This is a genomic window from Brachybacterium sp. J153 (genome assembly GCF_036311905.1).
Taxonomy (GTDB): domain Bacteria; phylum Actinomycetota; class Actinomycetes; order Actinomycetales; family Dermabacteraceae; genus Brachybacterium.
In genome coordinates this window covers 112040-130540 of the sequence record NZ_JAZDCH010000005.1, presented here as the reverse complement: position 1 = coordinate 130540, position 18501 = coordinate 112040, and the positions used below count along the sequence as shown (strand labels likewise).

General features: G+C 69.4%; 22 protein-coding genes and 1 tRNA gene. 12 read left to right on the top strand and 11 right to left on the bottom strand.

From position 1 onward, the window contains the following. Window positions 1-8: 8 nt before the first annotated feature. Together V1258_RS03520 and V1258_RS03515 are read right to left on the bottom strand one after the other, a co-directional pair. A complete protein-coding gene (locus V1258_RS03520) occupies window positions 9-1511 on the bottom strand; it encodes a multicopper oxidase family protein (protein WP_329748376.1) in 1503 nt (500 codons plus the stop codon). Between the two features lie 31 nt (window positions 1512-1542). Next, window positions 1543-1779: an SHOCT domain-containing protein gene (locus V1258_RS03515; RefSeq protein WP_329748375.1), complete on the bottom strand. Its 237-nt coding sequence runs from the start codon at window positions 1777-1779 to the stop codon at window positions 1543-1545. Between the two features lie 190 nt (window positions 1780-1969). Between V1258_RS03515 and V1258_RS03510 the strand changes: the two genes are divergently transcribed. After that, window positions 1970-2650: a response regulator transcription factor gene (locus tag V1258_RS03510; RefSeq protein WP_329746509.1), complete on the top strand. Its 681-nt coding sequence runs from the start codon at window positions 1970-1972 to the stop codon at window positions 2648-2650. Window positions 2651-2717: 67 nt separating this feature from the next. Further along, window positions 2718-3794 carry a sensor histidine kinase gene (locus V1258_RS03505; RefSeq protein WP_329748374.1) on the top strand — a complete coding sequence of 359 codons (1077 nt, stop codon included), beginning with the start codon at window positions 2718-2720 and terminating at the stop codon, window positions 3792-3794. Window positions 3795-3821: 27 nt separating this feature from the next. Here V1258_RS03505 and V1258_RS03500 read toward each other — a convergent pair whose 3' ends face one another. The 4 genes from V1258_RS03500 to V1258_RS03485 form a co-directional block, all read right to left on the bottom strand. Next, complete coding sequence (locus V1258_RS03500) at window positions 3822-4589, bottom strand: cytochrome c biogenesis CcdA family protein (RefSeq protein WP_329748373.1); 768 nt, start codon at window positions 4587-4589, stop codon at window positions 3822-3824. Then, on the bottom strand, window positions 4589-5212 hold the full coding sequence (locus V1258_RS03495) for a TlpA family protein disulfide reductase (protein WP_329748402.1): 624 nt from the start codon (window positions 5210-5212) through the stop codon (window positions 4589-4591). The genes V1258_RS03500 and V1258_RS03495 overlap by 1 nt, the downstream gene beginning before the upstream one ends. A gap of 35 nt (window positions 5213-5247) precedes the next feature. Then, window positions 5248-5811, bottom strand: a complete 564-nt coding sequence (locus V1258_RS03490; protein ID WP_329748372.1) for a CueP family metal-binding protein — start codon at window positions 5809-5811, stop codon at window positions 5248-5250. 89 nt (window positions 5812-5900) lie between these two features. Then, on the bottom strand, window positions 5901-6485 hold the full coding sequence (locus V1258_RS03485; protein WP_329748371.1) for a YdhK family protein: 585 nt from the start codon (window positions 6483-6485) through the stop codon (window positions 5901-5903). A 221-nt stretch (window positions 6486-6706) separates the two neighbouring features. Between V1258_RS03485 and V1258_RS03480 the strand changes: the two genes are divergently transcribed. Next, window positions 6707-7117: a four-helix bundle copper-binding protein gene (locus V1258_RS03480; protein WP_329748370.1), complete on the top strand. Its 411-nt coding sequence runs from the start codon at window positions 6707-6709 to the stop codon at window positions 7115-7117. A gap of 76 nt (window positions 7118-7193) precedes the next feature. Here V1258_RS03480 and V1258_RS03475 read toward each other — a convergent pair whose 3' ends face one another. The 4 genes from V1258_RS03475 to V1258_RS03460 all read right to left on the bottom strand — a co-directional run bounded on the left by V1258_RS03475 (window position 7194) and on the right by V1258_RS03460 (window position 10333). Next, a complete protein-coding gene (locus tag V1258_RS03475; protein WP_329748369.1) occupies window positions 7194-8021 on the bottom strand; it encodes a C40 family peptidase in 828 nt (275 codons plus the stop codon). A 390-nt stretch (window positions 8022-8411) separates the two neighbouring features. Next, a complete protein-coding gene (locus V1258_RS03470) occupies window positions 8412-8735 on the bottom strand; it encodes a histone-like nucleoid-structuring protein Lsr2 (protein WP_329748368.1) in 324 nt (107 codons plus the stop codon). Between the two features lie 96 nt (window positions 8736-8831). Further along, window positions 8832-9848, bottom strand: a complete 1017-nt coding sequence (locus V1258_RS15230) for a helix-turn-helix domain-containing protein (RefSeq protein ID WP_442878564.1) — start codon at window positions 9846-9848, stop codon at window positions 8832-8834. Between the two features lie 411 nt (window positions 9849-10259). Further along, window positions 10260-10333 (bottom strand) — tRNA-Pro (locus V1258_RS03460). 189 nt (window positions 10334-10522) lie between these two features. Here V1258_RS03460 and V1258_RS03455 point away from each other — a divergent pair. The 8 genes from V1258_RS03455 (at window position 10523) to V1258_RS03420 (ending at window position 16419) form a co-directional block, all read left to right on the top strand. After that, window positions 10523-11602 (top strand): intradiol ring-cleavage dioxygenase, encoded by a 1080-nt coding sequence (locus V1258_RS03455; protein WP_329748366.1) that lies wholly within the window; start codon window positions 10523-10525, stop codon window positions 11600-11602. 83 nt (window positions 11603-11685) lie between these two features. Further along, window positions 11686-12381, top strand: a complete 696-nt coding sequence (gene msrA, locus V1258_RS03450) for a peptide-methionine (S)-S-oxide reductase MsrA (RefSeq protein WP_329748365.1) — start codon at window positions 11686-11688, stop codon at window positions 12379-12381. 35 nt (window positions 12382-12416) lie between these two features. Then, window positions 12417-13289, top strand: a complete 873-nt coding sequence (locus V1258_RS03445) for a DUF881 domain-containing protein (RefSeq protein WP_329748364.1) — start codon at window positions 12417-12419, stop codon at window positions 13287-13289. Next, complete coding sequence (locus tag V1258_RS03440) at window positions 13286-13618, top strand: small basic family protein (RefSeq protein WP_329746740.1); 333 nt, start codon at window positions 13286-13288, stop codon at window positions 13616-13618. The genes V1258_RS03445 and V1258_RS03440 overlap by 4 nt, the downstream gene beginning before the upstream one ends. Beyond that, the gene (locus V1258_RS03435) at window positions 13615-14367 is read left to right on the top strand and encodes a DUF881 domain-containing protein (RefSeq protein ID WP_329748363.1); all 753 of its coding nucleotides are present in this window, start codon (window positions 13615-13617) and stop codon (window positions 14365-14367) included. The genes V1258_RS03440 and V1258_RS03435 overlap by 4 nt, the downstream gene beginning before the upstream one ends. A gap of 176 nt (window positions 14368-14543) precedes the next feature. Beyond that, window positions 14544-14987 (top strand): FHA domain-containing protein, encoded by a 444-nt coding sequence (locus tag V1258_RS03430; protein WP_329746738.1) that lies wholly within the window; start codon window positions 14544-14546, stop codon window positions 14985-14987. Between the two features lie 4 nt (window positions 14988-14991). Then, complete coding sequence (ftsR, locus tag V1258_RS03425) at window positions 14992-15684, top strand: transcriptional regulator FtsR (protein WP_442878563.1); 693 nt, start codon at window positions 14992-14994, stop codon at window positions 15682-15684. Window positions 15685-15834: 150 nt separating this feature from the next. Then, the gene (locus V1258_RS03420) at window positions 15835-16419 is read left to right on the top strand and encodes a MerR family transcriptional regulator (RefSeq protein WP_329746736.1); all 585 of its coding nucleotides are present in this window, start codon (window positions 15835-15837) and stop codon (window positions 16417-16419) included. A gap of 95 nt (window positions 16420-16514) precedes the next feature. Here the strand turns inward: V1258_RS03420 and V1258_RS03415 are convergent, their stop codons facing one another. Beyond that, complete coding sequence (locus V1258_RS03415) at window positions 16515-17306, bottom strand: ParA family protein (protein ID WP_329748361.1); 792 nt, start codon at window positions 17304-17306, stop codon at window positions 16515-16517. Between the two features lie 95 nt (window positions 17307-17401). Here V1258_RS03415 and V1258_RS03410 point away from each other — a divergent pair, with 95 nt between their 5' ends. Continuing rightward, the gene (locus tag V1258_RS03410; RefSeq protein WP_329748360.1) at window positions 17402-18421 is read left to right on the top strand and encodes a methyltransferase; all 1020 of its coding nucleotides are present in this window, start codon (window positions 17402-17404) and stop codon (window positions 18419-18421) included. The last annotated feature ends 80 nt before the right edge of the window (window positions 18422-18501 follow it).

The window sequence follows — 18501 nt, the reverse complement described above, 5'->3', positions numbered from 1 at the left end:
GCACGGCGTCAGGATGCGTAATCGATCTCTGTCATCATGCCGGCTTCCTGGTGGTACGCGTTGTGGCAGTGCGCCGCCCAGCGGCCCGGGTTGTCCGCATCGAAGTCGAGTTCGACCGAATCCATGGGCGCCAGCAGCACGGTGTCCTTGCGGAGACCGGAGGGCAGGGCGAAGGTGTGGCCGTGGATGTGCAGGGGATGGGTCATCATCGTCTGGTTGGTCGCGACGATCCGCACCCGCTGTCCTTCGCGGATGCTCAGGGGAGAGTTTTGCCCATAGGGCGCTCCATTGATGGCCCAGCGGTAGGGCTGCATCGATCCTTGGAACGCGAGCTCCAGCTCGGCGTCGGCGGCGCGGTCCTCGAGCCGGGCGGTCTCGGCCGGTTCCAGGGTGGACCCGATGAGGACCTCCCCGTCGAGCTCTCTGACCTGGGCGTCCGGAGCGGGAATGGAGCCGGAGCCGGTTTTCAGTACCGCGAGTCCCTGGCCGCCGCTGGTCTTCCCGACGGGTCGTGCCACCAGAGGGAACATGCCGTCCTTCACGGTGACCACCACGTCGTACCGTTCACCCATGCCGAGGTAGAGCGCCTTGGCGGTGACCGGTTCGACGGGGAATCCGTCCGAGTGGGTGACAGAGAGGTCGTGGTCGCCGAGCGCGAGGGCGAAGATGGTGTCGGCGGAGGCGTTGATCAGGCGGAGGCGCACGCGCTGGCCGGGCTTCGCCTCGAAGATCTCCGGTGCTTCGGGAACCCGGCCGTTGAGGAGGAAGTGGGGGTAGGCCACGTCACCCGCGTCTCCCCACGGCTCGTCCCCCATCGGCATGCCGCCGTGGTCCATGCCGCCGGGTCCGTCGCCGCCCATGGGCATGTCGCCGTGGTCCATGCCGCCGCCATCCGAAGGCCCGGAGCCGGTCAGCGCGGCCAGCACCTCGTCCGGGGTCTGCCCGGTGCCATCGATCCAGTCATCGAGGGTCACGATCCATTCCGCGTCGTAGTTCCCGGGTTCGTCGGGGTCGTCGATGATCAGTGGGGCGTAGAGCCCGCGGTCCAGCTGCAAGCCGACGTGGGAGTGGAGGAAGTAGGTGCCGGGGTCGGGGGCGACGAACTCGTAGGTGAACGAGGTGTCCGGTTCGACTGGGTCCTGGGTCATTCCGGGTACGCCGTCGGCAGCGTTGCGCAGTCGGATGCCGTGCCAGTGGATTGTGGAGGTCTCGGGCAGTTGGTTCTCGAGCGTGATGCGCAGCAGATCCCCGGCCGTGGCGCGGATCAGCGGCCCGGGGAGGGCCTCGCCGTATGCCCAGGTCGAGACCGTCTTCCCCCCGAGATCCACCGTCGTCGGAGCCGCGGTGAGGGTCTGGGCGACGACGTTCCGACCGGCCTTCGGCGTCAGGGCAGGAGGCGGCGCGAAAGTCCCCGCCTCAGTCGGAGCGGTGCGGTTACCACATGCCGCGAGCGTCAGCGCGGCCGCGCCGAGACCTCCGGTGAACACGGTACGGCGGGAAATACTCTTCACAGGTGCAGTCCTTCTGGAGCGAGGGGTGGTGTCATGGCCGAAACGCGTCCAAGACCAGTTGTCGCCGTTGCTCGAACTCGTCGGCCGTGATCTCTCCTCGAGCCAGGCGCAGCGAGAGTTCCCCGATTGCCTCGTTCTCGTCCCGAGCGCGTCGGGGGCGCCCGGGCAACACGGTGCGTGCCAGCAGCAGTGCCGAGGCCCAGAGGAGAACGAGGAGACCGGCGACCATCGCCCACATCAGCCACGACATCGCATCGGTCGGCATCATCGAGGGGCTCCCTTGGTCGAGTACTTAGGCGACACGGCCCCACCAGGTTCCCCGGGGCGGGCGAAGTTCCCGTCGAGAGTTCCTCAAGATCTGGTCCAGAAAGTCCGCCTGCACCTCCGTAGACGCGCGGTGTCCAGGAACGGAGACCAGACTGGAGCCCATGAGGAGTGAAGCGGATCGAGCAGCGGCTATGGTTCTCGTCGTCGAGGACGAAGCGGCGTTGTCGGACGTGGTCCAGGCGTACCTGGCGAAGGCCGGCTACGCGACTGCGAGCGCGCGGAGCGGTCCGGAGGCGGTGGAGATGGCCCGCACCATGGCGCCGGACGTGGTCATCCTCGATCTCGGGTTGCCGGGTCTCGACGGTCTGGAGGTGGTGCGCAGGATCCGCGCCTTCTCGGACTGCTACGTGCTGATCACGACGGCGCGATCCGAGGAGGTGGACCGCCTGGTGGGGCTGTCGGTGGGGGCGGATGACTACCTCACCAAGCCGTTCAGCGTGCGTGAGCTCGTCGCTCGGGTCCAGGCCGTGCTGCGGCGGCCTCGCGTCGAGTCAGGGAATGCTTCAGGCATGGTGCGTACGTTCGGCGAGCTGGAGATCGACACGGCTGCGCAGGAAGTACGACTCGCTGGCCGGGTGATCCCGTTGACCCCCACCGAGAGGGGACTCCTGATGACCCTGGCGCACCGTCCGGGCCAGGCCTTCAGTCGCAGACAGCTGATGGAAGCCGTCTGGGGCGACAGCTGGATCGGAGACGACCATCTCGTCGATGTGCACATCGCCAACCTCCGACGAAAACTGGACGAGTCGGCTGAATCTGCACGGTTCGTGACCACCGTGCGCGGTATCGGATACCGGATGGGGAAGGGATGAGCTCGTGACCGCCCCCAGTTCATCCGTTCGAACGGTCCGGCCTGGCACCAGCTTGGCCTCGCGCCTGATGATCGGCCAGCTCATCGTGCTGCTCGCCGGCGCCCTCAGCATCGCGGCACTCACCGTGATGATCGGGCCCGCCGTCTTCCACTATCACCTGCTCCAGACCGACCTCCCGGTGGGCAGCGACGAGCTCGTCCACATCGAACGCGCCTACCGCGACGCGCTCGCACTCGCCCTCGGAGTCGGATTGGTGGTCTCCCTCCTGGCCGCCGGACTTGTCACCTGGAACCTGGCACGACGACTCCGCCAGACGCTTCACGGCCTCACCTCGGCTGTCGATGAACTATCCCGTGGCCACTACTCCACGCGCGTTCCCTCCGTCGGAGCTGGGACCGAACTCGACTCTCTGGCTACCACGCTCAACGACATGGCTGCACGCCTGGATGCCGTCGAAGAGACCCGACGCCAACTGCTCTCCGACCTCGCCCATGAGCTGCGCACCCCCATCGCCACCCTCTCGGCACATCACGAGGCGATGGCCGATGGTGTCATCGAACCGGAGGCAGCCATGCCCATCCTCGCCGGCCAGACCGTGCGACTTTCGCGGCTGGCCGACGACATCAGTGAAGTGTCCCGGGCCGAGGAGGGCCAGCTCCCGGTACAGCTGCACCCCCTCACCGTCGATGACCTGCTGGCATCAGCACTCCAGGAATGGGAGGAACGGTTCGAGACAGCGGGCGTGGCATTACGACGAGAAATGGCCCTGCCCCACTCCGTGACGATCCACGCGGACCCGGACCGCCTCGCCCAAGTCCTCGGAAACCTGCTGAGCAACGCTCTGCGGCACACTTCCCCCGGAGGCACCGTCACAGTCTCGGCAGCCACCCACGGCAGCACGGTGGAGATCGCGGTAGCGGATGATGGCGAAGGCTTCACCGCTGAGGACCGCTCTCGCCTGTTCGAACGCTTCTTCCGCGCCGACAGCTCACGCACCCGTGACAACTCCGGCTCAGGCATCGGCCTGACGATCAGTCGAGCCCTGGTCGATGCGCACGGCGGGACCGTGGCCGCCGCCAGTGAGGGCCCAGGACGGGGAGCCACCTTCACCATCCGGTTGCCCCGAGCAATCGCTGACCGCTGAGCCGGCCGCGTACGGCTGGCTCAGCTCTCAGACGATCGTAGTGAAGGTGCCGATCCGCACCTGGAGCAATGCCATCCACTGCTCCCACACTCCGGAGACCAGCAGGAGTCCGATGGCGATGAGCATGGAGCCGCCAACGATCTGGAGCGTGCGGCGATGCCGGGACAGCACTTTGGAGATTCCGAGGGCGCGCCGGAACACGAGAGCGAAGAGGATGAACGGGATCCCGAGCCCGATCGCATAGCCGAAAGCCAGGAGAGCGCCGCGGCTCGCGGATGCCTCCCCGAGGCTGAGTGCGGCGACTGCGGCGAACGTCGGCCCGATGCACGGGGTCCAGGAGAAGCCGAACGTGATCCCGAGCAGCGGGGCGCCGGCGAGTCCGGCATCGGGGCGCTTCCGGATCCTTTTCTCACCGGAGAGGCGGGGGAAGATTCCCACGAACACCAGGCCCATGAGGATCACCAGCACCCCGGAGATCCGATTGATCACGCTCGTGTACTGGATCACCAGTGACCCGAGTGCACCGACGAAACCGCCGATGACCAGGAACACCGCCGTGAAGCCCGCGACGAACAGCACAGCGCCGACGACCAGGCGCCATGGCCGTTCCCCGGGATCGTCGGTACGGCGCGGCCCGGCGCTTCCTCCGGTGAACCCGGTGATGTATCCGAGGTAGCCGGGGACCACCGGAAGCACGCACGGCGAGAGGAACGCGACCAGACCGGCCACCATCGACAGCAGCAGGGCTGCGGCCAGGGGTCCACTCAGCACGGTGGTGGCGAACAATTCACCCATCAGGCGGCCTCCGCCAGCACGGCATCCAAGAGGCTCTCTAGGGTGCTCTGATCGGCTGCGCCCGCGATCCGGGCGGCTACTCGTCCTTCAGCATCGAGGATCAACGTCGTGGGGACGGCGTTGGGCGAGACGCTGCCGTCCATGGACGCGATCACCGCGCCGTCGGCGTCGGGGATCGAGGGGTAGGTGATGCCGAAGGTCTCCTCGAACGCGGCGGCCGGCCCGGCCTTGTCGCGCGTGTTCACGCCCACGAATTCCACTCCCAGGGCGCTGTACTCGGAGTGCACGGCCTTCAGCGCCGGTGCTTCGACCCGGCACGGCGGACACGACGCATACCAGACGTTGATCAGCAAGGGTGCACCGCGCAGCGCCGTGGAGTCGAAGTCGTCGCCGTCGTAGGTGGTTCCCCGAATCTCCAGAGGATCGGCGCGTCCCTCCGGGGGGATCTCGACGACGACACCATCGCCGGAGACGTACCCGGCGTTCGCCTCGCTCGCCATATCCGAGGAATTGCTGCACGCCGCAAGGACGGGGGCAAGGACGAGCAGGCCCCCGGTCAGCCGGAGCACCGTCCGCCTGCTCCGACTGGGCCGTGCCGCGCTCCGCCCAGCTGGGCCGACCACCGAATGCCAGAAGGCGGACCGGGTGCTTCGCCTGCTCACGTCAGCTGGAGACTGGTCAGACAGGTCAGATCATCCTCCGTCTGAGTCGAGAAGGACGCGGTCCCCGTGTAGTCCTCGAGGGTGCACGTGAGCTCCGCGGTGATTCCACGCGGTAGCCACAGACCGAGGAACCCGTTGTCATGCGTGGTGCGAGGGCCCTCCTCAAGGACCTCGCCCGAGCCGCTGTCGACCACGCTCACGGTGAGCTCGCGGCTGCGCAGTTCTCCGCGGCACGTGGTCAGGCTGTGGAAAGCGCACTCGTGGGTGGTCTCCACGAACGGGGCCACCGACAAGTAGAACTGGTCCTCGGGAAGGGGCAGCTCGGCCTTTCGCTCTGCATCGTCTTGGAGCTGGAGAGACGTCGCGGTGACGCTGGCAATCAGGTCCTGCGGTCGCTCAGCCACCGGGAGCGCTTCGAGCCGGTCGATGATCTCGTGCGCGTCCGCGTCGGCGAAGCCATGTTCCTGAAGCAGCTCCTGATCACCCGTGATGGCTGCGGGCTCGGACCCGCCGGTCCCGCAGCCGGCGACCACGAGCGGGAACAGGCCGGCACCGAGCACGAGCGATCGGCGCGGCAACCGGCCGGTGCGACGACGGGGCCTACCCCCGGAGGAGGCGAGCGCACCTCGAGGGCTCGACGGGGAGGTCATCACGCAGGCTCGATCTCGCTCTCGACGACCCACTTGTGGTTCGTCATCATCATCCCGTCAGCTTCGTAATCGACCATGTACACGGTCTCCTCGGTGGCACTGTCGATGGTGGCCTCAGCACCCTCCATCCCGGTCATGTGATCGGCGGTGATGACCACTTCGGTGCCCTCTGCCAGCGGTGCCTCGCCCGGGTTCTCGAGCTCCTCGTGAACGACCCACTTGTGGTCAGTGACCGGCTCACCGCCATCGGTCGGCGTGAAGCTGACCGAGTAGGTCGTGGTGTCGAAGGCGCCCGAGATCGTCGCCGTCGCCCCCTCCATGCCCTCCATGTGGTCCGCCGTGAGCGTCACCTCCGTGCCGACCGGGAACTCGGGATCCTCCGCAGGCGCCATACCTTCGGGCGCAGGGCCGCCATCCATCGGGTGCTCCATGCCGCCGTGGCTGCCTCCACCGGACGCCTCCGACGCTTCTGACCCACCCGACGTCTGACCATCGTCAGACCCGCTGTCGGTGCAGCCGGCAAACACAATCGCACCGGTGACGACGACGGCCGCGAGACGGCCGAGAGAGCGACGAGAACGCATGATTTCTCCTAGTCAGAGGACACTTTGCGCCAGCCTATGACCCCTAGATCAAGGTCTCCTCAAGGTCAGATCTTGACTTCTTGAGCACAACGTTGGCCAGTCATTCCGCATTGCCTCCAAACGAGTGGTCTATCCGCTTCCGTCCTTCGGGGGGCGATGGCTAGGGTCGTCAGGACGGGCCGGCATCCGCCGGTCCGTCCGGAACGAGAAGGAGCAGGATCATGACCCATCACGTCGCATCAATGCTTCAGACCTACCCGAAGGACCTCGGCACCATCGACCAGCAGAAGCTCGCTGAATGCGTCGAGGCTTGCTTCGAATGCGCCCAGACCTGCACCGCCTGCGCGGACGCCTGCTTGGCCGAGGACATGGTGGCGGAGCTGACCCAATGCATTCGCCTGAACCAGGACTGCGCCGACGTCTGCGAGGTCACCGGTCGGGTCCTGTCCCGTCAGACGGGCACCAACGTTGCCCTGAACCGTGCTCTGCTCGAGGCGTGTCAGGCAGCGTGCCGTTCCTGCGCCGAGGAATGCGAGAAGCACGCTGAAATGCACGAGCACTGCAAGATCTGCGCGGACGCCTGCCGACGCTGCGAGCAGGCATGCGCCGAGCTGCTCGCCTCGATCGGCTGACACCGCTGCCTCTGCACGTAGAGGGAGCCCCGACCGGTGGTCGAGGCTCCCTCTACGTTGGCGTCGTAGCGTTCTGTCAGCGGAGGGTGACGAAGGTCGGCGAACCCCAGATGGTGCGCTCGCTGACGGAGCCCTTGCTGTTGCCGGCGTCGATCACCGTGTTGCCGCCCGCGTAGATCCCGAGGTGGCCCGGCCACACCACGAGGTCGCCCGGCTTAGCCTCGGACTTCGAGATCGTGGTGCCGGCCGCGACCTGCTGCGACGAGGTGCGAGGCAGGGCGATGCCGGCCTGCGCGTACGCGTACGAGGTCAGCCCCGAGCAGTCGAAGCTGACACCCGGCTTGGAGGTCCCCCACGAGTACGAGACCCCGACCTGGCTGCGCGCGGCATCGACGATCGCCTGCCCCGAGCTGCTCGTGGAGGAGGGGGCGGGAGTAGAGGTTCCACCGCCCGAGGTCGATGCGCCGCCGTTCAGCGCGCCGCGGGTTTCCGGCCCCACGACGCCGTCGACCTTCAGGCCATGCGAGCGCTGGAAGTCCTTCACGGCCCCATGGGTGAGCTTGCCGAACTTGCCATCGACCGACAGCGAGGCACCGTGCTCGTTCAGTGCCGTCTGGAGCTGCTCCACCGACGAGCCCTGCGAACCCCACCGCAGCTTCTCGGCCGCCAGCGCAGACGTCGCATGTGCAGGAGCCGGCGCCGCCGGAGCGGCCGCCTGCGCAGCAACGGCCGGTGCGGCGGGCGAGACGGCGGGGGCGGCCTGCGCGGGGCCCGCGAGCAGGGCGGAGCCGATGACGACTGTGCCGAGCACAGCGGCACCGCCGGTGCCACGCAGAGCGCGGCCAGCGGTCCCGACGGGGGTGACAGCGCGGCCGAAGGCGCGGTGGGTGTTGTTCTGGGCCATGGTTCTACTCCGTAAATTTCCCACTCGAGTCGGGCGGGAGTTGATGACTTCGTCAGCGCCACAGCGACAGCGGAACGAGCATCGAGGGGACGGCTCATGTCGTGGGCAGTGAGACCAACGTACGGGCCAACCCGCGCAAACTACGGAAGCATGGAGCGAGCTGCTTGAAGCTTTAACCGCGTCTTTGTGTGCGCTCCAGGGATACCTCCGGAGGGTAGGCGGGGCCTTTACTTCTGCCGTCGAAACGATGACGCGCAGCATCGAACGAACTCTCAAGATTGTGTTTAGACGGCGCTCCGCCACTCAGTGGACAAGCTCTGCTGACGGGGACGGACGCACTGCGGCCCGGCACCCCTCAGGTCGTGCCGGGCCGAGGAAGGAAGGGCGGAGTCAGTGCGCCTTGGCGTACGCCTCGCGGATCTCGGTCGGGATCCGGCCCCGCTCGGAGACCTCGTAGCCGTTCTCGCTGGACCACTGCCGGATCTTCTTCTCGACGCCGCTCGGTCCAGCTCCGGTGCCGGTGCCACGCTTCGCGCGACCGCCGGTGCGTCGTGCCAGGGCCGTCCACCTCTCCAGCTCGGAGCGCAGCTGGCGAGCGTTGTCGTCGTTCAGGTCGATTTCGTATGCGACGCCGTCGAGTCCGAGGGTGACAGTGTTCGTGGCATCGGTTCCGTCGATGTCGTCCACGAGGAGAATTTGAGTCTCGGGGGCCATGATGACCTCCAATGATCGAAGAATGTGCGCGCAGATTACCAGCATACGTCCCTTGGTCAGTAGCGCCTATTAAGGTCACTGGGGGGTCGCACGACGTCAGTCGAGTTCACAGTTGATGGGCTGAGGGAAGCCGCCGACGCTGCAGTCGGCTGTCAGTGGAGCGAACACAATCTCGGCCTCTCGACGCGCGTGTACACCGGTGACGGGGGCGGAAGCATGGGGGCCAATGTGTTCGACCGGCCATCCGACGACCTTCTCAATGAGTTTCACGATAGCTTCTCGACAACCGTCATTGCGGGAGAGGTGGCGTTCCAGTACGACTCGAGATACGCATCCCGATTCGTCTCGGTCCCGATGATGCGGGCATGTCAGGTCGCGGATCCGTGTTACGTGACGGTCGGCGATGGAGAAACCTGGGAGTTCGCCCCAAGACACCGTCCGACGGGGAAGTCTTCTTCGCGGAGCTTGCCGCCGCGTATACCACGCGGTAGATCTTCTTGAAACTGCGCGGCGCCGGGCAACGCATAGTTCGTCGCGAACGGGGCACCGGACCAGTAAGATCTTCCGCTCATTTTGTTGGGGGAGCGTGCGCGTACGTGACCGTCTTGGCCCTCGAACGGCGAGACGTGGTCTGTACATCCCGTGTTTCGGGTCGCAGGTCGTGGCAACCGAGGAGCCAGTGCAGCCACGTCGCTCCGCGGCCGAGTGCGACCGAGAGGTTCTGCATAGGGACGCCGTCGTCGACGACGAATCTGCATGCTTCTGCAAGTAGGCGACCCTCGGCTCCGCGTACGGCTCGTGCCCCTTCGCATGCTCGCGGTGCCTGTGGGCACGCCTCATACAGTCCTCGGATCTCGGCGATCTCGTCGTCAGTGGGCGCCCGACGGCGGGAGAGGCGGCGTACCGGGTCACGCGGGCACGGTGTGCTGTCTCAAGCGCGGTGCGGATGGCCTGACGGGAGCAGCCGAGTTCTTCGGCGATCTGGGTGAGGGCCTGCCCGTCCTCACGGCGGCGGACGACCTCGTCGACGTCAGCGACTGGGCGCCGGCCCCAACGTCGGTTTTTGATGTCGTGGCGCGCGATGGTGAGGCGCCGGACGTGCTCTCCGGTCACGCCATGACTCTGGGCGATCTGCTGCCAGCTCTCCCCGGCCCGGTAGCGCGCGGGGTCAAGTCCCAGGAAGTGGTGTAGCGATCCTTCGACGAGGGGTCAGGCTGTCAGCGCGGGCAGGGCATCGGTGTTCACCTCGTTCACGGGGCTGGTGGTGAGGGCGAGACGGCCTGCCTGGTCTTGAGTCGCGGCGACGAGAGAACATGGGGGAGACTCTGGCCGTGGCCACCAGCCGGCCGCGTTTTGTGCTCGCTCCGCGTGCCCCTGGTCCAGATGCGGCACTCTAAGGTCGATCGCCGTCGTGATGGTGACCCCGAGGCTCGTGCGGTCTCCAGCCGGCGCGACTCTAGCGGTCACATCGCCGCTAAGAAAGACAACGCCCTGGCGAGAAACTTGTTCTCACCAGGGCATTTGTCGGGCTGACAGGATTTGAACCTGCGACCCCTTGACCCCCAGTCAAGTGCGCTACCAAGCTGCGCCACAGCCCGAGTGCCCTCCGTTGCCGGAGGACCGAGGAATACAGTACCCCGACCCCGGCCGCCGAGGCGAATCGGAACGCGCGTGACCTGCGGCACCCGCCGCGGGCGCGGCGCACAGCCCGAGCACAGCCGAGCCTGGGCCGGGACACGAGCACGGTCCATAGCGTCCTCGCCATCCCCACCACCGGAAGGCATGACATGACGCAGACCCCCGATTCCCGCGACCCGCGCCTCACCGAGGACCCCGACGGCACCCTCCGCTACGAGGGCCGGCCCCTCGCCCACGCCGACGAGCCGCTCGCCGATCAGGGCCTCGCCTTCGACCTGGGCACCCTCGCGACCCGTCGCGCGGCCCTCGCCGCCTTCGCGGCCGGCGGCGCCGCGCTGGGCCTCGCCGCCTGCAGCGCCTCCGGGTCCGACGGCGCGAGCGACGGCGGGGGAGAGGCCGCGGCGACGACGGCCGACGGCGAGATCCCCGAGGAGACCAACGGCCCCTACCCGGCCGACGGCACCAACGGCATCACCGTCCTCACCGAGTCCGAGGTGGTCCGCAGCGACCTCACCACGAGCTTCGGCACCGGCTCCGCCACCGCGAGCGGCGTCCCCATGACGCTGAGCCTCACGATCACCGACCTCTCGAACGACAACGCGCCTTATGAGGGCGTCGCCGTCTACGTCTGGCACTGCACGGCCGATGGCCTCTACTCCCTATACTCCGAGGGTCTCGAGGAGGAGAACTTCCTGCGCGGCGTGCAGGTCGCGGACGGGACCGGCACCGTCACCTTCACCAGCATCATGCCGGGCTGCTATGCGGGCCGCTGGCCGCACATCCACTTCGAGGTCTACCCCGACCTCGAGTCCATCACCAGCACCGACAACCTGCTCGCCACCTCGCAGGTCGCGATCCCGCAGGACGTCTGCGAGACGGTGTACGCGACCGCGGGCTATGACGGCTCGACGGAGAACCTCGCCCAGATCACCCTCGACTCGGACAACGTCTTCGGTGACGACGGGGGAGAGCTGCAGCTCGCCACGGTCGAGGGGGACGTCAACGGCGGCTTCACCGTCGCCCTCCCCGTCGCGATCGACCCCACGACCGAGCCGGGAACCAGCGGTATGGGCGGCGGGGGAGCGATGGGCGGCGGCGCGCCGGAGGGGGGCGGTGGTCCCGGTGGCGGGGAGCCGCCCGCGGGCGCTCCGTCCGACGGCGGGGGCGAGCCCCCGGCCGCCGACGCCCAGGGCGCTCTCGTCGGCAGCGCGCTGGTCGCCTCCCGCTGATCCGCGCGCGGCGGGGAGCGAGGGTGGTGACGGAACCGTCACCTCTCTCGCTCCCGACCCCGCACAGGACTAGCGTTCGGAGCATGTGGCAGATGATGGATCTCCTGTACGCCCACAAGAAGGAGATGGTCTCCCCGGAGGACGCCCTCCCGGGTCGTGAGACCTCCCCGTACCCGCTCCTGCGCGAGCACCTCGTGCTCGGCACCGACATGCTCGGCCCCGACGCGCCCGAGGACCCCGAGCCCTGGCCCGAGGACGCCGAGGAGCTGATCCTCGCGGGCGGCTGCTTCTGGGGAATCGAGCGGATCGCCTGGCAGATCCCGGGCGTGCACACCACCTCCGCGGGCTATGCAGGCGGCTACACCCCGCATCCCACGTACGAGGAGGTGTTCTCCGCCCGCACCGGGCACGCCGAGGCGGTGCGCGTGATCTACCGCGGCGGGGACGCGACCCTGCGCGCCCTGCTCGCCGAGTTCTGGCAGCAGCACGACCCGACCACCGCGAACCGTCAGGGCAATGACGTCGGCACCGAGTACCGAAGCGCCGTGTACTGGACCTCGCCCGCCCAGGGCGAGGTGGTGCGCGACTCCGCACGCCGCTACCAGCAGGCGCTCCATGACGCCGGCCGCGGCGCGATCACGACCGAGCTGGCCCCGCTCGCCGAGGCCGGGAACGGTGCGTACTACACCGCGGAGCCCGAGCATCAGCAGTACCTCGCCCGCAACCCCGGCGGCTACTGCAACCACGGCTTAAACGGGGTCGCCTGCTCGCTCGGCTGACGCCTCCGGGACCCCGCGCACCGTATGGTGGCGGCATGCGCGAGCGGGACCACAGCACCCCCCACGGCGAGACCCCCTACTCGCCGACCTCGCTCCTGCGCGCCCTCACCGCGAACCCCTACGACGTCGAGGCGCTGCGCCGCGAGGACCCGATCGCCGAGACCCCGCCGCCCGACTCGCGGCTGACGAAGCTGCTCACGCTGCTGCTCGCCGTCGTGCTCGGCGCCGCGGTCGCGATCGCCGCCGCGGACCTCCGCGACCGGGCGAGCGCGGAGGACAGCCCCCGCGCCCTCCTCGAGCAGGAGGTCCGGGACTCGTGGGCGGAGGCCGACGAGCTCGAGGCTCGCCAGGTCGAGCTGGGCGACGAGGTCGCCGGTGCCCAGCAGGAGGTCCTCGACGACACCGCCCCCGGGGCCGCGGAGGCCGTGGGCCGCGTCGAGGTCGCGAGTGGCGGCACCGCCCTCACCGGGTCCGGCGTGGTGCTGCAGCTCGACGACTCCGATCCGCTCCCGCCGAGCCCCGGCGTCGCCGAGGGCACCGTCAACCGCGTGACCGACGGCGACCTGCAGATCGCGGTCAACGGTCTCTGGGCCTCCGGTGCGGAGGCGATCTCGATCAACGGTCAGCGCCTCACCGCCACGTCCGCGATCCGCACCGCCGGCTCGGCGGTCCTCGTCGACTTCCGCGCCCTGTCCCCGCCCTACCGGATCACCGCCCTCGGCGACCCCGAGGCCCTCCGTGAGGGCGTCGAGAGCGGCGAGGCCGGCACGTATCTCACCGAGGTCACCCAGCGCTACGCCCTCCTGATGACCTGGGAGGCCGGCGAGGAGCTCACCGTTCCCGCCCGGCCCGCCGGCACCCTGCGCGAGGCGACCGTCTACGACCCCAGCTCGGAGGAACCCGCATGATCGCCGTCCTCGGACTCGCCCTGGGCATCGCCCTCGGGCTGGTCCTGCAGCCCGACGTCCCCGTTGCGCTGCAGCCGTATCTGCCCATCGCCGTGGTCGCCGCCCTCGACACCCTCGCCGGCGGCCTCCGGGCGAGCCTGGACGGGGCCTTCGACGCGCACGTCTTCATCACCTCCTTCCTGTTCAACGTGCTGATCGCGGCCCTGCTCGTGTTCCTCGGCGACCAGCTCGGGGTCGGCCCGCAGCTGTCCACCGCCGTGACGGTCGTGCTCGGCATCCGGATCTTCTCCAACGCGGCCGCGATCCGACGCCGCCTCTTCCGGTCATGAGCGACGGCACCCGCACCCCCGAGACTCGCGAGGACCAGGACCGGGCCTGGTCCAACCTCCGTCGGACCCTCCGCCCGCGCGCGACGCGGTCCCAGGTGATCGTCGGACTGCTCTGCCTGCTCCTCGGTGTGTCCATCGCGATCCAGGTCCGCCAGGGCGACGACTCCCTCGAGGGCGCCTCGCAGCAGGAGCTGGTGCGGCTGCTCGACGAGTCGGATCGTCACGTCTCGGATCTGGAGCTCGAGAACGCGGAACTCGATCGCACCCTCGAGGACCTCCGCAGCGGGCAGGAGGACGACGCCGTCGCCCGCGCCGCCGCGGAGGACCGCCTCGAGCAACTCGAGATCATCGCCGGCACCGCCCCCGCCCAGGGTCGTGGCATCGTCGTGTCGATCTCCGATCCCGGCCGGACAGTGCGTCCCTCCACCCTGCTCGGCGTGATCCAGGAGCTGCGCAACGCCGGTGCCGAGGTGCTCCAGATCGGGGACGTGCGCGTGGTCGCCTCCACCTCGGTGACCAGCGACGAGGACGGTGCGCTGCTCGTGGACGGCACGGTCGTCCGCCCGCCCTATACGGTGCGGGCGATCGGCGACCCCGACGTGATGGACCCCGCCCTGCGGATCCCCGGAGGCTCCGCCGACTCCGTCGCGGCCGACGGTGGCACCCTCGCGATCGCGAGCGAGGACGACGTGCGCATCGAGGCGGTCGTCGAGCTGACCGACCCCGAGCACTCCGAGGTGGTCAAGTGATCGTCAAATCCTCGCCGCAGGCTGGCCCGATCGTCCCCTGAGCGGGGGCGGACGTGCGAGGATGGGACGGGCGGTTTCCTGTTCACCAGCAGGAGCGCCGCGCGCGACCCCGACCCGGGGGCGCGGCCCGCGACCGAGTCAGAGGTCGGGGACAGCAGTCCAGGAAGGGGTGCGGGGTGTCCGGGAACACCGAGTGGAACGACGAGAATCTCGACCACACGTCGAAGCTGAGCGCGATCTCGCCCAGCGACCCCCTCGAGGAGGTCGAGCCGGGCCTGTCCTCGCAGGACCGGCGCGCCATCGAGAACCTGCCGCCGCGCAGCGCCCTGCTCATCGTGCGCAAGGGCCCGAACCTCGGAGCGCGCTTCCTGCTCGACTCGGACACGACCATCGCCGGTCGCCACCCGAACTGCGAGATCTTCCTCGACGACGTGACGGTCTCCCGCAAGCACGCGGCCTTCGTGCGCGACGGCGACGCCTTCCTCGTGCGCGATCTCGGGTCGCTCAACGGCACCTACGTGGGCAAGGACCGCGTCGACGAGCTGCGCCTGAGCCCCGGGCAGGACGTGCAGATCGGCAAGTACCGCCTGACCTACCACCCCTTCACCGGGACGGCCTGAGCGGATGCCGGCCTCCGCGAAGCGCAGGCCGGGCTCGTCCGGGCCAGCGCGGCTCAGCATCGGCCAGGTGCTGGACGCCGTCCGGGACGAGTTCCCGGACCTCTCGCACTCCAAGCTCCACTACCTCGAGTCCGAGGGCCTGATCTCCCCGGAGCGCACCTCCACGGGCTACCGCAAGTACCGCCCGGAGGACGTCGACCGCCTGTTGTTCGTCCTGCGCGCCCAGCGGGACCGCTTCTGGCCGCTCAAGGTCATCAAGGAGCACCTCCTCTCGCATGGCGTGGATTCCGAGGTCACCTCGATCGCCTCCCGTCCGGGGCCGACGGCCGCGGTGCAGGCCGTGCGCCTGGATCGCCGCGGTCTCGCGGCGCGCGCCGGGGTCGACGACGACTTCCTGATCGAGCTCGAGCAGTACGGATTCCTCGCCGAGGGTGCGCTGTTCTACGGTTCCACGGAGCTCGAGATCGTCACCTCCGCCCGCGATCTGGCCGAAGTGGGACTGCACCCCCGTCACCTGGTCATGCTGCGCACCTCCGCCGAGCGCGAGGCGCACATGATCGGCTCCGTCGCGCGGCCCCGGTCGCGCACCGGCGACCCCGCGGCCCGTGGTGGCGCCGAGGACTTCGCCCGCGACCTCGGCGAGTCGATGATCTCCCTCCACAGTGCGATGCTGCGGCGCAAGGTCCGGGAGGGTTGAGGCCGGGGCGCCGGACCGCGGATCGTCACCGTTCCGTGATCTGAGGTGCCCCACCCCACGGCGTGCCGGCGTCCCAGGGCGCAGGGGAGGGGATACTCTGTCAGCGTGCTCTCACCCTTCCCCCTCTGAGAGCCTGATCCGGAGGTAGCTGTGAACGCCATGAACGGCGATGACCGCACTGAGCAGTCGACCGTGCCCGCCGAGCCCGCACAGGGCGTGCTCTTCGACGACGTCGTCGAGACGCCCGGGGAGCTCGGCTACCGCGGCCCCGCCGCGTGCAAGGCCGCCGGCATCACCTACCGCCAGCTGGACTACTGGGCGCGCACCGGCCTCGTCGAGCCCAGCGTGCGCGGGGCGAGCGGCTCCGGCAGCCAGCGCCTCTACGGCTTCCGCGACATCCTGGTGCTCAAGGTCGTCAAGCGCCTCCTCGATACCGGCGTCTCCTTGCAGCAGATCCGCGTTGCGGTCTCGGCCCTGCGCGAGCGCGGCATCGACGACCTCGCGGGCATCACCCTCATGAGCGACGGCGCCTCCGTCTACGAGTGCACCTCCGCCGAGGACGTCTTCGACCTGGTCCAGGGCGGCCAGGGCGTGTTCGGCATCGCCGTCGGCCGCGTGTGGCGCGAGGTCGAGAACGACCTCGCCGTGCTCCCCGGGGTCAACCCGGCGGACGACGCCGCCCTCGCGCTGCAGGACGAGCTGGCGGCCCGCCGCCGCTCCCGCCGCGCCGGCTGATCTCGCGGCCTGCGCGCCGCCCCGAACCGAGAACGGCGGGTCCCTGGGGAAGGGGACCCGTCGTTCTCTCGTGCTCGGGCTCGCGCCCGGCTCGCTCAGGAGTGCTGGCGCGAGTCCAGGACCGTCTTCAGCAGGGCGTCGAAGTCCTCGGTGAGCCGCTTGCCGGAGGCCCCCTCGTACGTGTGCAGCGGCACGGCGCCGCCCTGGGCCTGCTGCAGGCCGACGCGCTCCTCGATCACCGGCTCCAGCACGGCATCGCCGAACAGGTCCCGCAGCTCGGCGAGACGGTACTGGTGCTCGACTGAGCGCGGACGATACCGGTTCACGACCAGACCCAGCGGATGCAGTCGCGGCGCGATGCCCTCCTCGCGCATCTCGGCGGCGAGCTTGAGCGCGCGATCCGCGGCGGTGACCGCGAAGAAGCCCGGCTCGGCGACCACGAGTGCGCGGTCCGACGCGGCGAGGGCCATCTGGGTGAGGCCGTTCAGGGACGGCGGGCAGTCGATCAGCACCAGGTCGTACTGGTGGGTGCGCTTGTCGAGGGCGTCGCGCAGGCGCCGCACCTCCCGGGGGCCGGGGGCGGGGGCGTCGAGCACCGCCGAGCGGCTCGAGCCGGGGATGATGTCGAGGTGCGAGGCGGCGTCCTTCGACCAGGGTGCATCGATGATCGACCGGTCGATCGTCTCGGTGCGCGGTGAGGTGAGGACCTCCGCGATGTCGAGGGTGCTCGCCGGCTCGCCCAGCAGGCCGAGCGTCGAGTCGCCCTGCGGGTCGAGATCGATGACGAGGGTGTTCACCTCCTGATGGAGGGCGGCCGAGGCCAGGCCCAGGGTCACCGACGTCTTGCCGACGCCGCCCTTCAGGGAACACACACTCACGATGAACACCCCGCGAGTCTACCGACACGCACCTGCACAGTCGCGCATTCACAGCCGGTAGCCTGCACAGATCACGCCGCCGCCCACCGAAGGAGGGTCCCTCCGTGCCGACCGCCGTCCATCAGCTCGTGCTCGAGGTCCTGCAGGGCTGCGCCGACGCCGCCCTGGTCGAGGCCTCCCGTCTCGGACCCGCCCGGATCGTGACCCCCACCGAGCTCGCCCTCGAGACGGATGATCTCGACGCGGTGCGGTCCCTGCGGCGCGCGGTCTCCGCCTCCACCGCCCTCACCGTGCCTGCGCGGAGACCGCGCGAGCTGCTCGAGACCTCGGTGCAGCAGCGGCTCGGCACCCTCCTCGAGGACCTGGCCCGGCAGCGGCCGCGCCAGCGCTTCACGGGGCTCCGCCTCGAGGCCGCGGGCTCCGACACCCCCGAGATGCTCCGGGTCGCCGAGGCGATCGCGGAACTCGCCGGCGTCGCGCCGGCGGCCGACGGCGACCTCGTCGTGCGGGTGCGTCGCGGACGGGAGGCGGGCACCTGGCAGGTGCTGCTGCGCACCACGCCGCGACCGCTCTCCACGCGGGCCTGGCGGGTGATCAACTATCCCGGCGCCGTCAACGCAACGATCGCCGCGACCGTCCTCGACCTGCTGGAGATCGGCGAGGAGGACTCGCTGCTGGACATGACCTGCGGATCCGGCACTTTCCTGGTCGAGCAGCTGCACGAGGTCGCTCCCGCGCGCTCGCACGGCACCGACCTGGACCCGGCGGCGATCGAGGCCGCCGAACGACATCAGCGGGCGGCGCGCCGCCGCGGTCGGATCGACTGGCAGGTCGGTGACGTGCTCACGGCGAAGATCGAGCCGGGCTTCACCCGGATCGTGACGAACCCGCCGTGGGGCACCCTCCACGGGGAGCACGAGAGCAACCAGCAGCTGCTCGCCGACCTGCTGCGCCGCGCCGCGGAGCTCGCCGCCCCGGAGGCCCGTCTCGGCATCCTCACCCACGAGATCACCCGCATGCACGCGGTGCTCGACGGGGACCGCTTCGGCTGGCGGCCGATCCGCGAGCACCGCTTCTTCCAGAAGGGCCACCACCCGCGGCTGTTCCTGTTCGAGCGCGGCTGAGCAGAGCGCGCCGGGGGCCTCGTGGCAGACGCCGCAGCCCCGAGGTCGCGCGTCAGACACCGCGGCCCCCGAGGTCGCGC

Bases quoted from the DNA above. Each gene is read 5' to 3' on its own strand.
- V1258_RS03515 (WP_329748375.1), bottom strand. From the start codon at position 1,779: ATGATGCCGACCGATGCGATGTCGTGGCTGATGTGGGCGATGGTCGCC.
- V1258_RS03510 (WP_329746509.1), top strand. From the start codon at position 1,970: ATGGTTCTCGTCGTCGAGGACGAAGCGGCGTTGTCGGACGTGGTCCAG.
- V1258_RS03505 (WP_329748374.1), top strand. From the start codon at position 2,718: ATGATCGGCCAGCTCATCGTGCTGCTCGCCGGCGCCCTCAGCATCGCG.
- V1258_RS03500 (WP_329748373.1), bottom strand. From the start codon at position 4,589: ATGGGTGAATTGTTCGCCACCACCGTGCTGAGTGGACCCCTGGCCGCA.
- V1258_RS03485 (WP_329748371.1), bottom strand. From the start codon at position 6,485: ATGCGTTCTCGTCGCTCTCTCGGCCGTCTCGCGGCCGTCGTCGTCACC.
- V1258_RS03480 (WP_329748370.1), top strand. From the start codon at position 6,707: ATGACCCATCACGTCGCATCAATGCTTCAGACCTACCCGAAGGACCTC.
- V1258_RS03475 (WP_329748369.1), bottom strand. From the start codon at position 8,021: ATGGCCCAGAACAACACCCACCGCGCCTTCGGCCGCGCTGTCACCCCC.
- V1258_RS03470 (WP_329748368.1), bottom strand. From the start codon at position 8,735: ATGGCCCCCGAGACTCAAATTCTCCTCGTGGACGACATCGACGGAACC.
- V1258_RS03455 (WP_329748366.1), top strand. From the start codon at position 10,523: ATGACGCAGACCCCCGATTCCCGCGACCCGCGCCTCACCGAGGACCCC.
- msrA (WP_329748365.1), top strand. From the start codon at position 11,686: ATGTGGCAGATGATGGATCTCCTGTACGCCCACAAGAAGGAGATGGTC.
- V1258_RS03445 (WP_329748364.1), top strand. From the start codon at position 12,417: ATGCGCGAGCGGGACCACAGCACCCCCCACGGCGAGACCCCCTACTCG.
- V1258_RS03440 (WP_329746740.1), top strand. From the start codon at position 13,286: ATGATCGCCGTCCTCGGACTCGCCCTGGGCATCGCCCTCGGGCTGGTC.
- V1258_RS03435 (WP_329748363.1), top strand. From the start codon at position 13,615: ATGAGCGACGGCACCCGCACCCCCGAGACTCGCGAGGACCAGGACCGG.
- ftsR (WP_442878563.1), top strand. From the start codon at position 14,992: ATGCCGGCCTCCGCGAAGCGCAGGCCGGGCTCGTCCGGGCCAGCGCGG.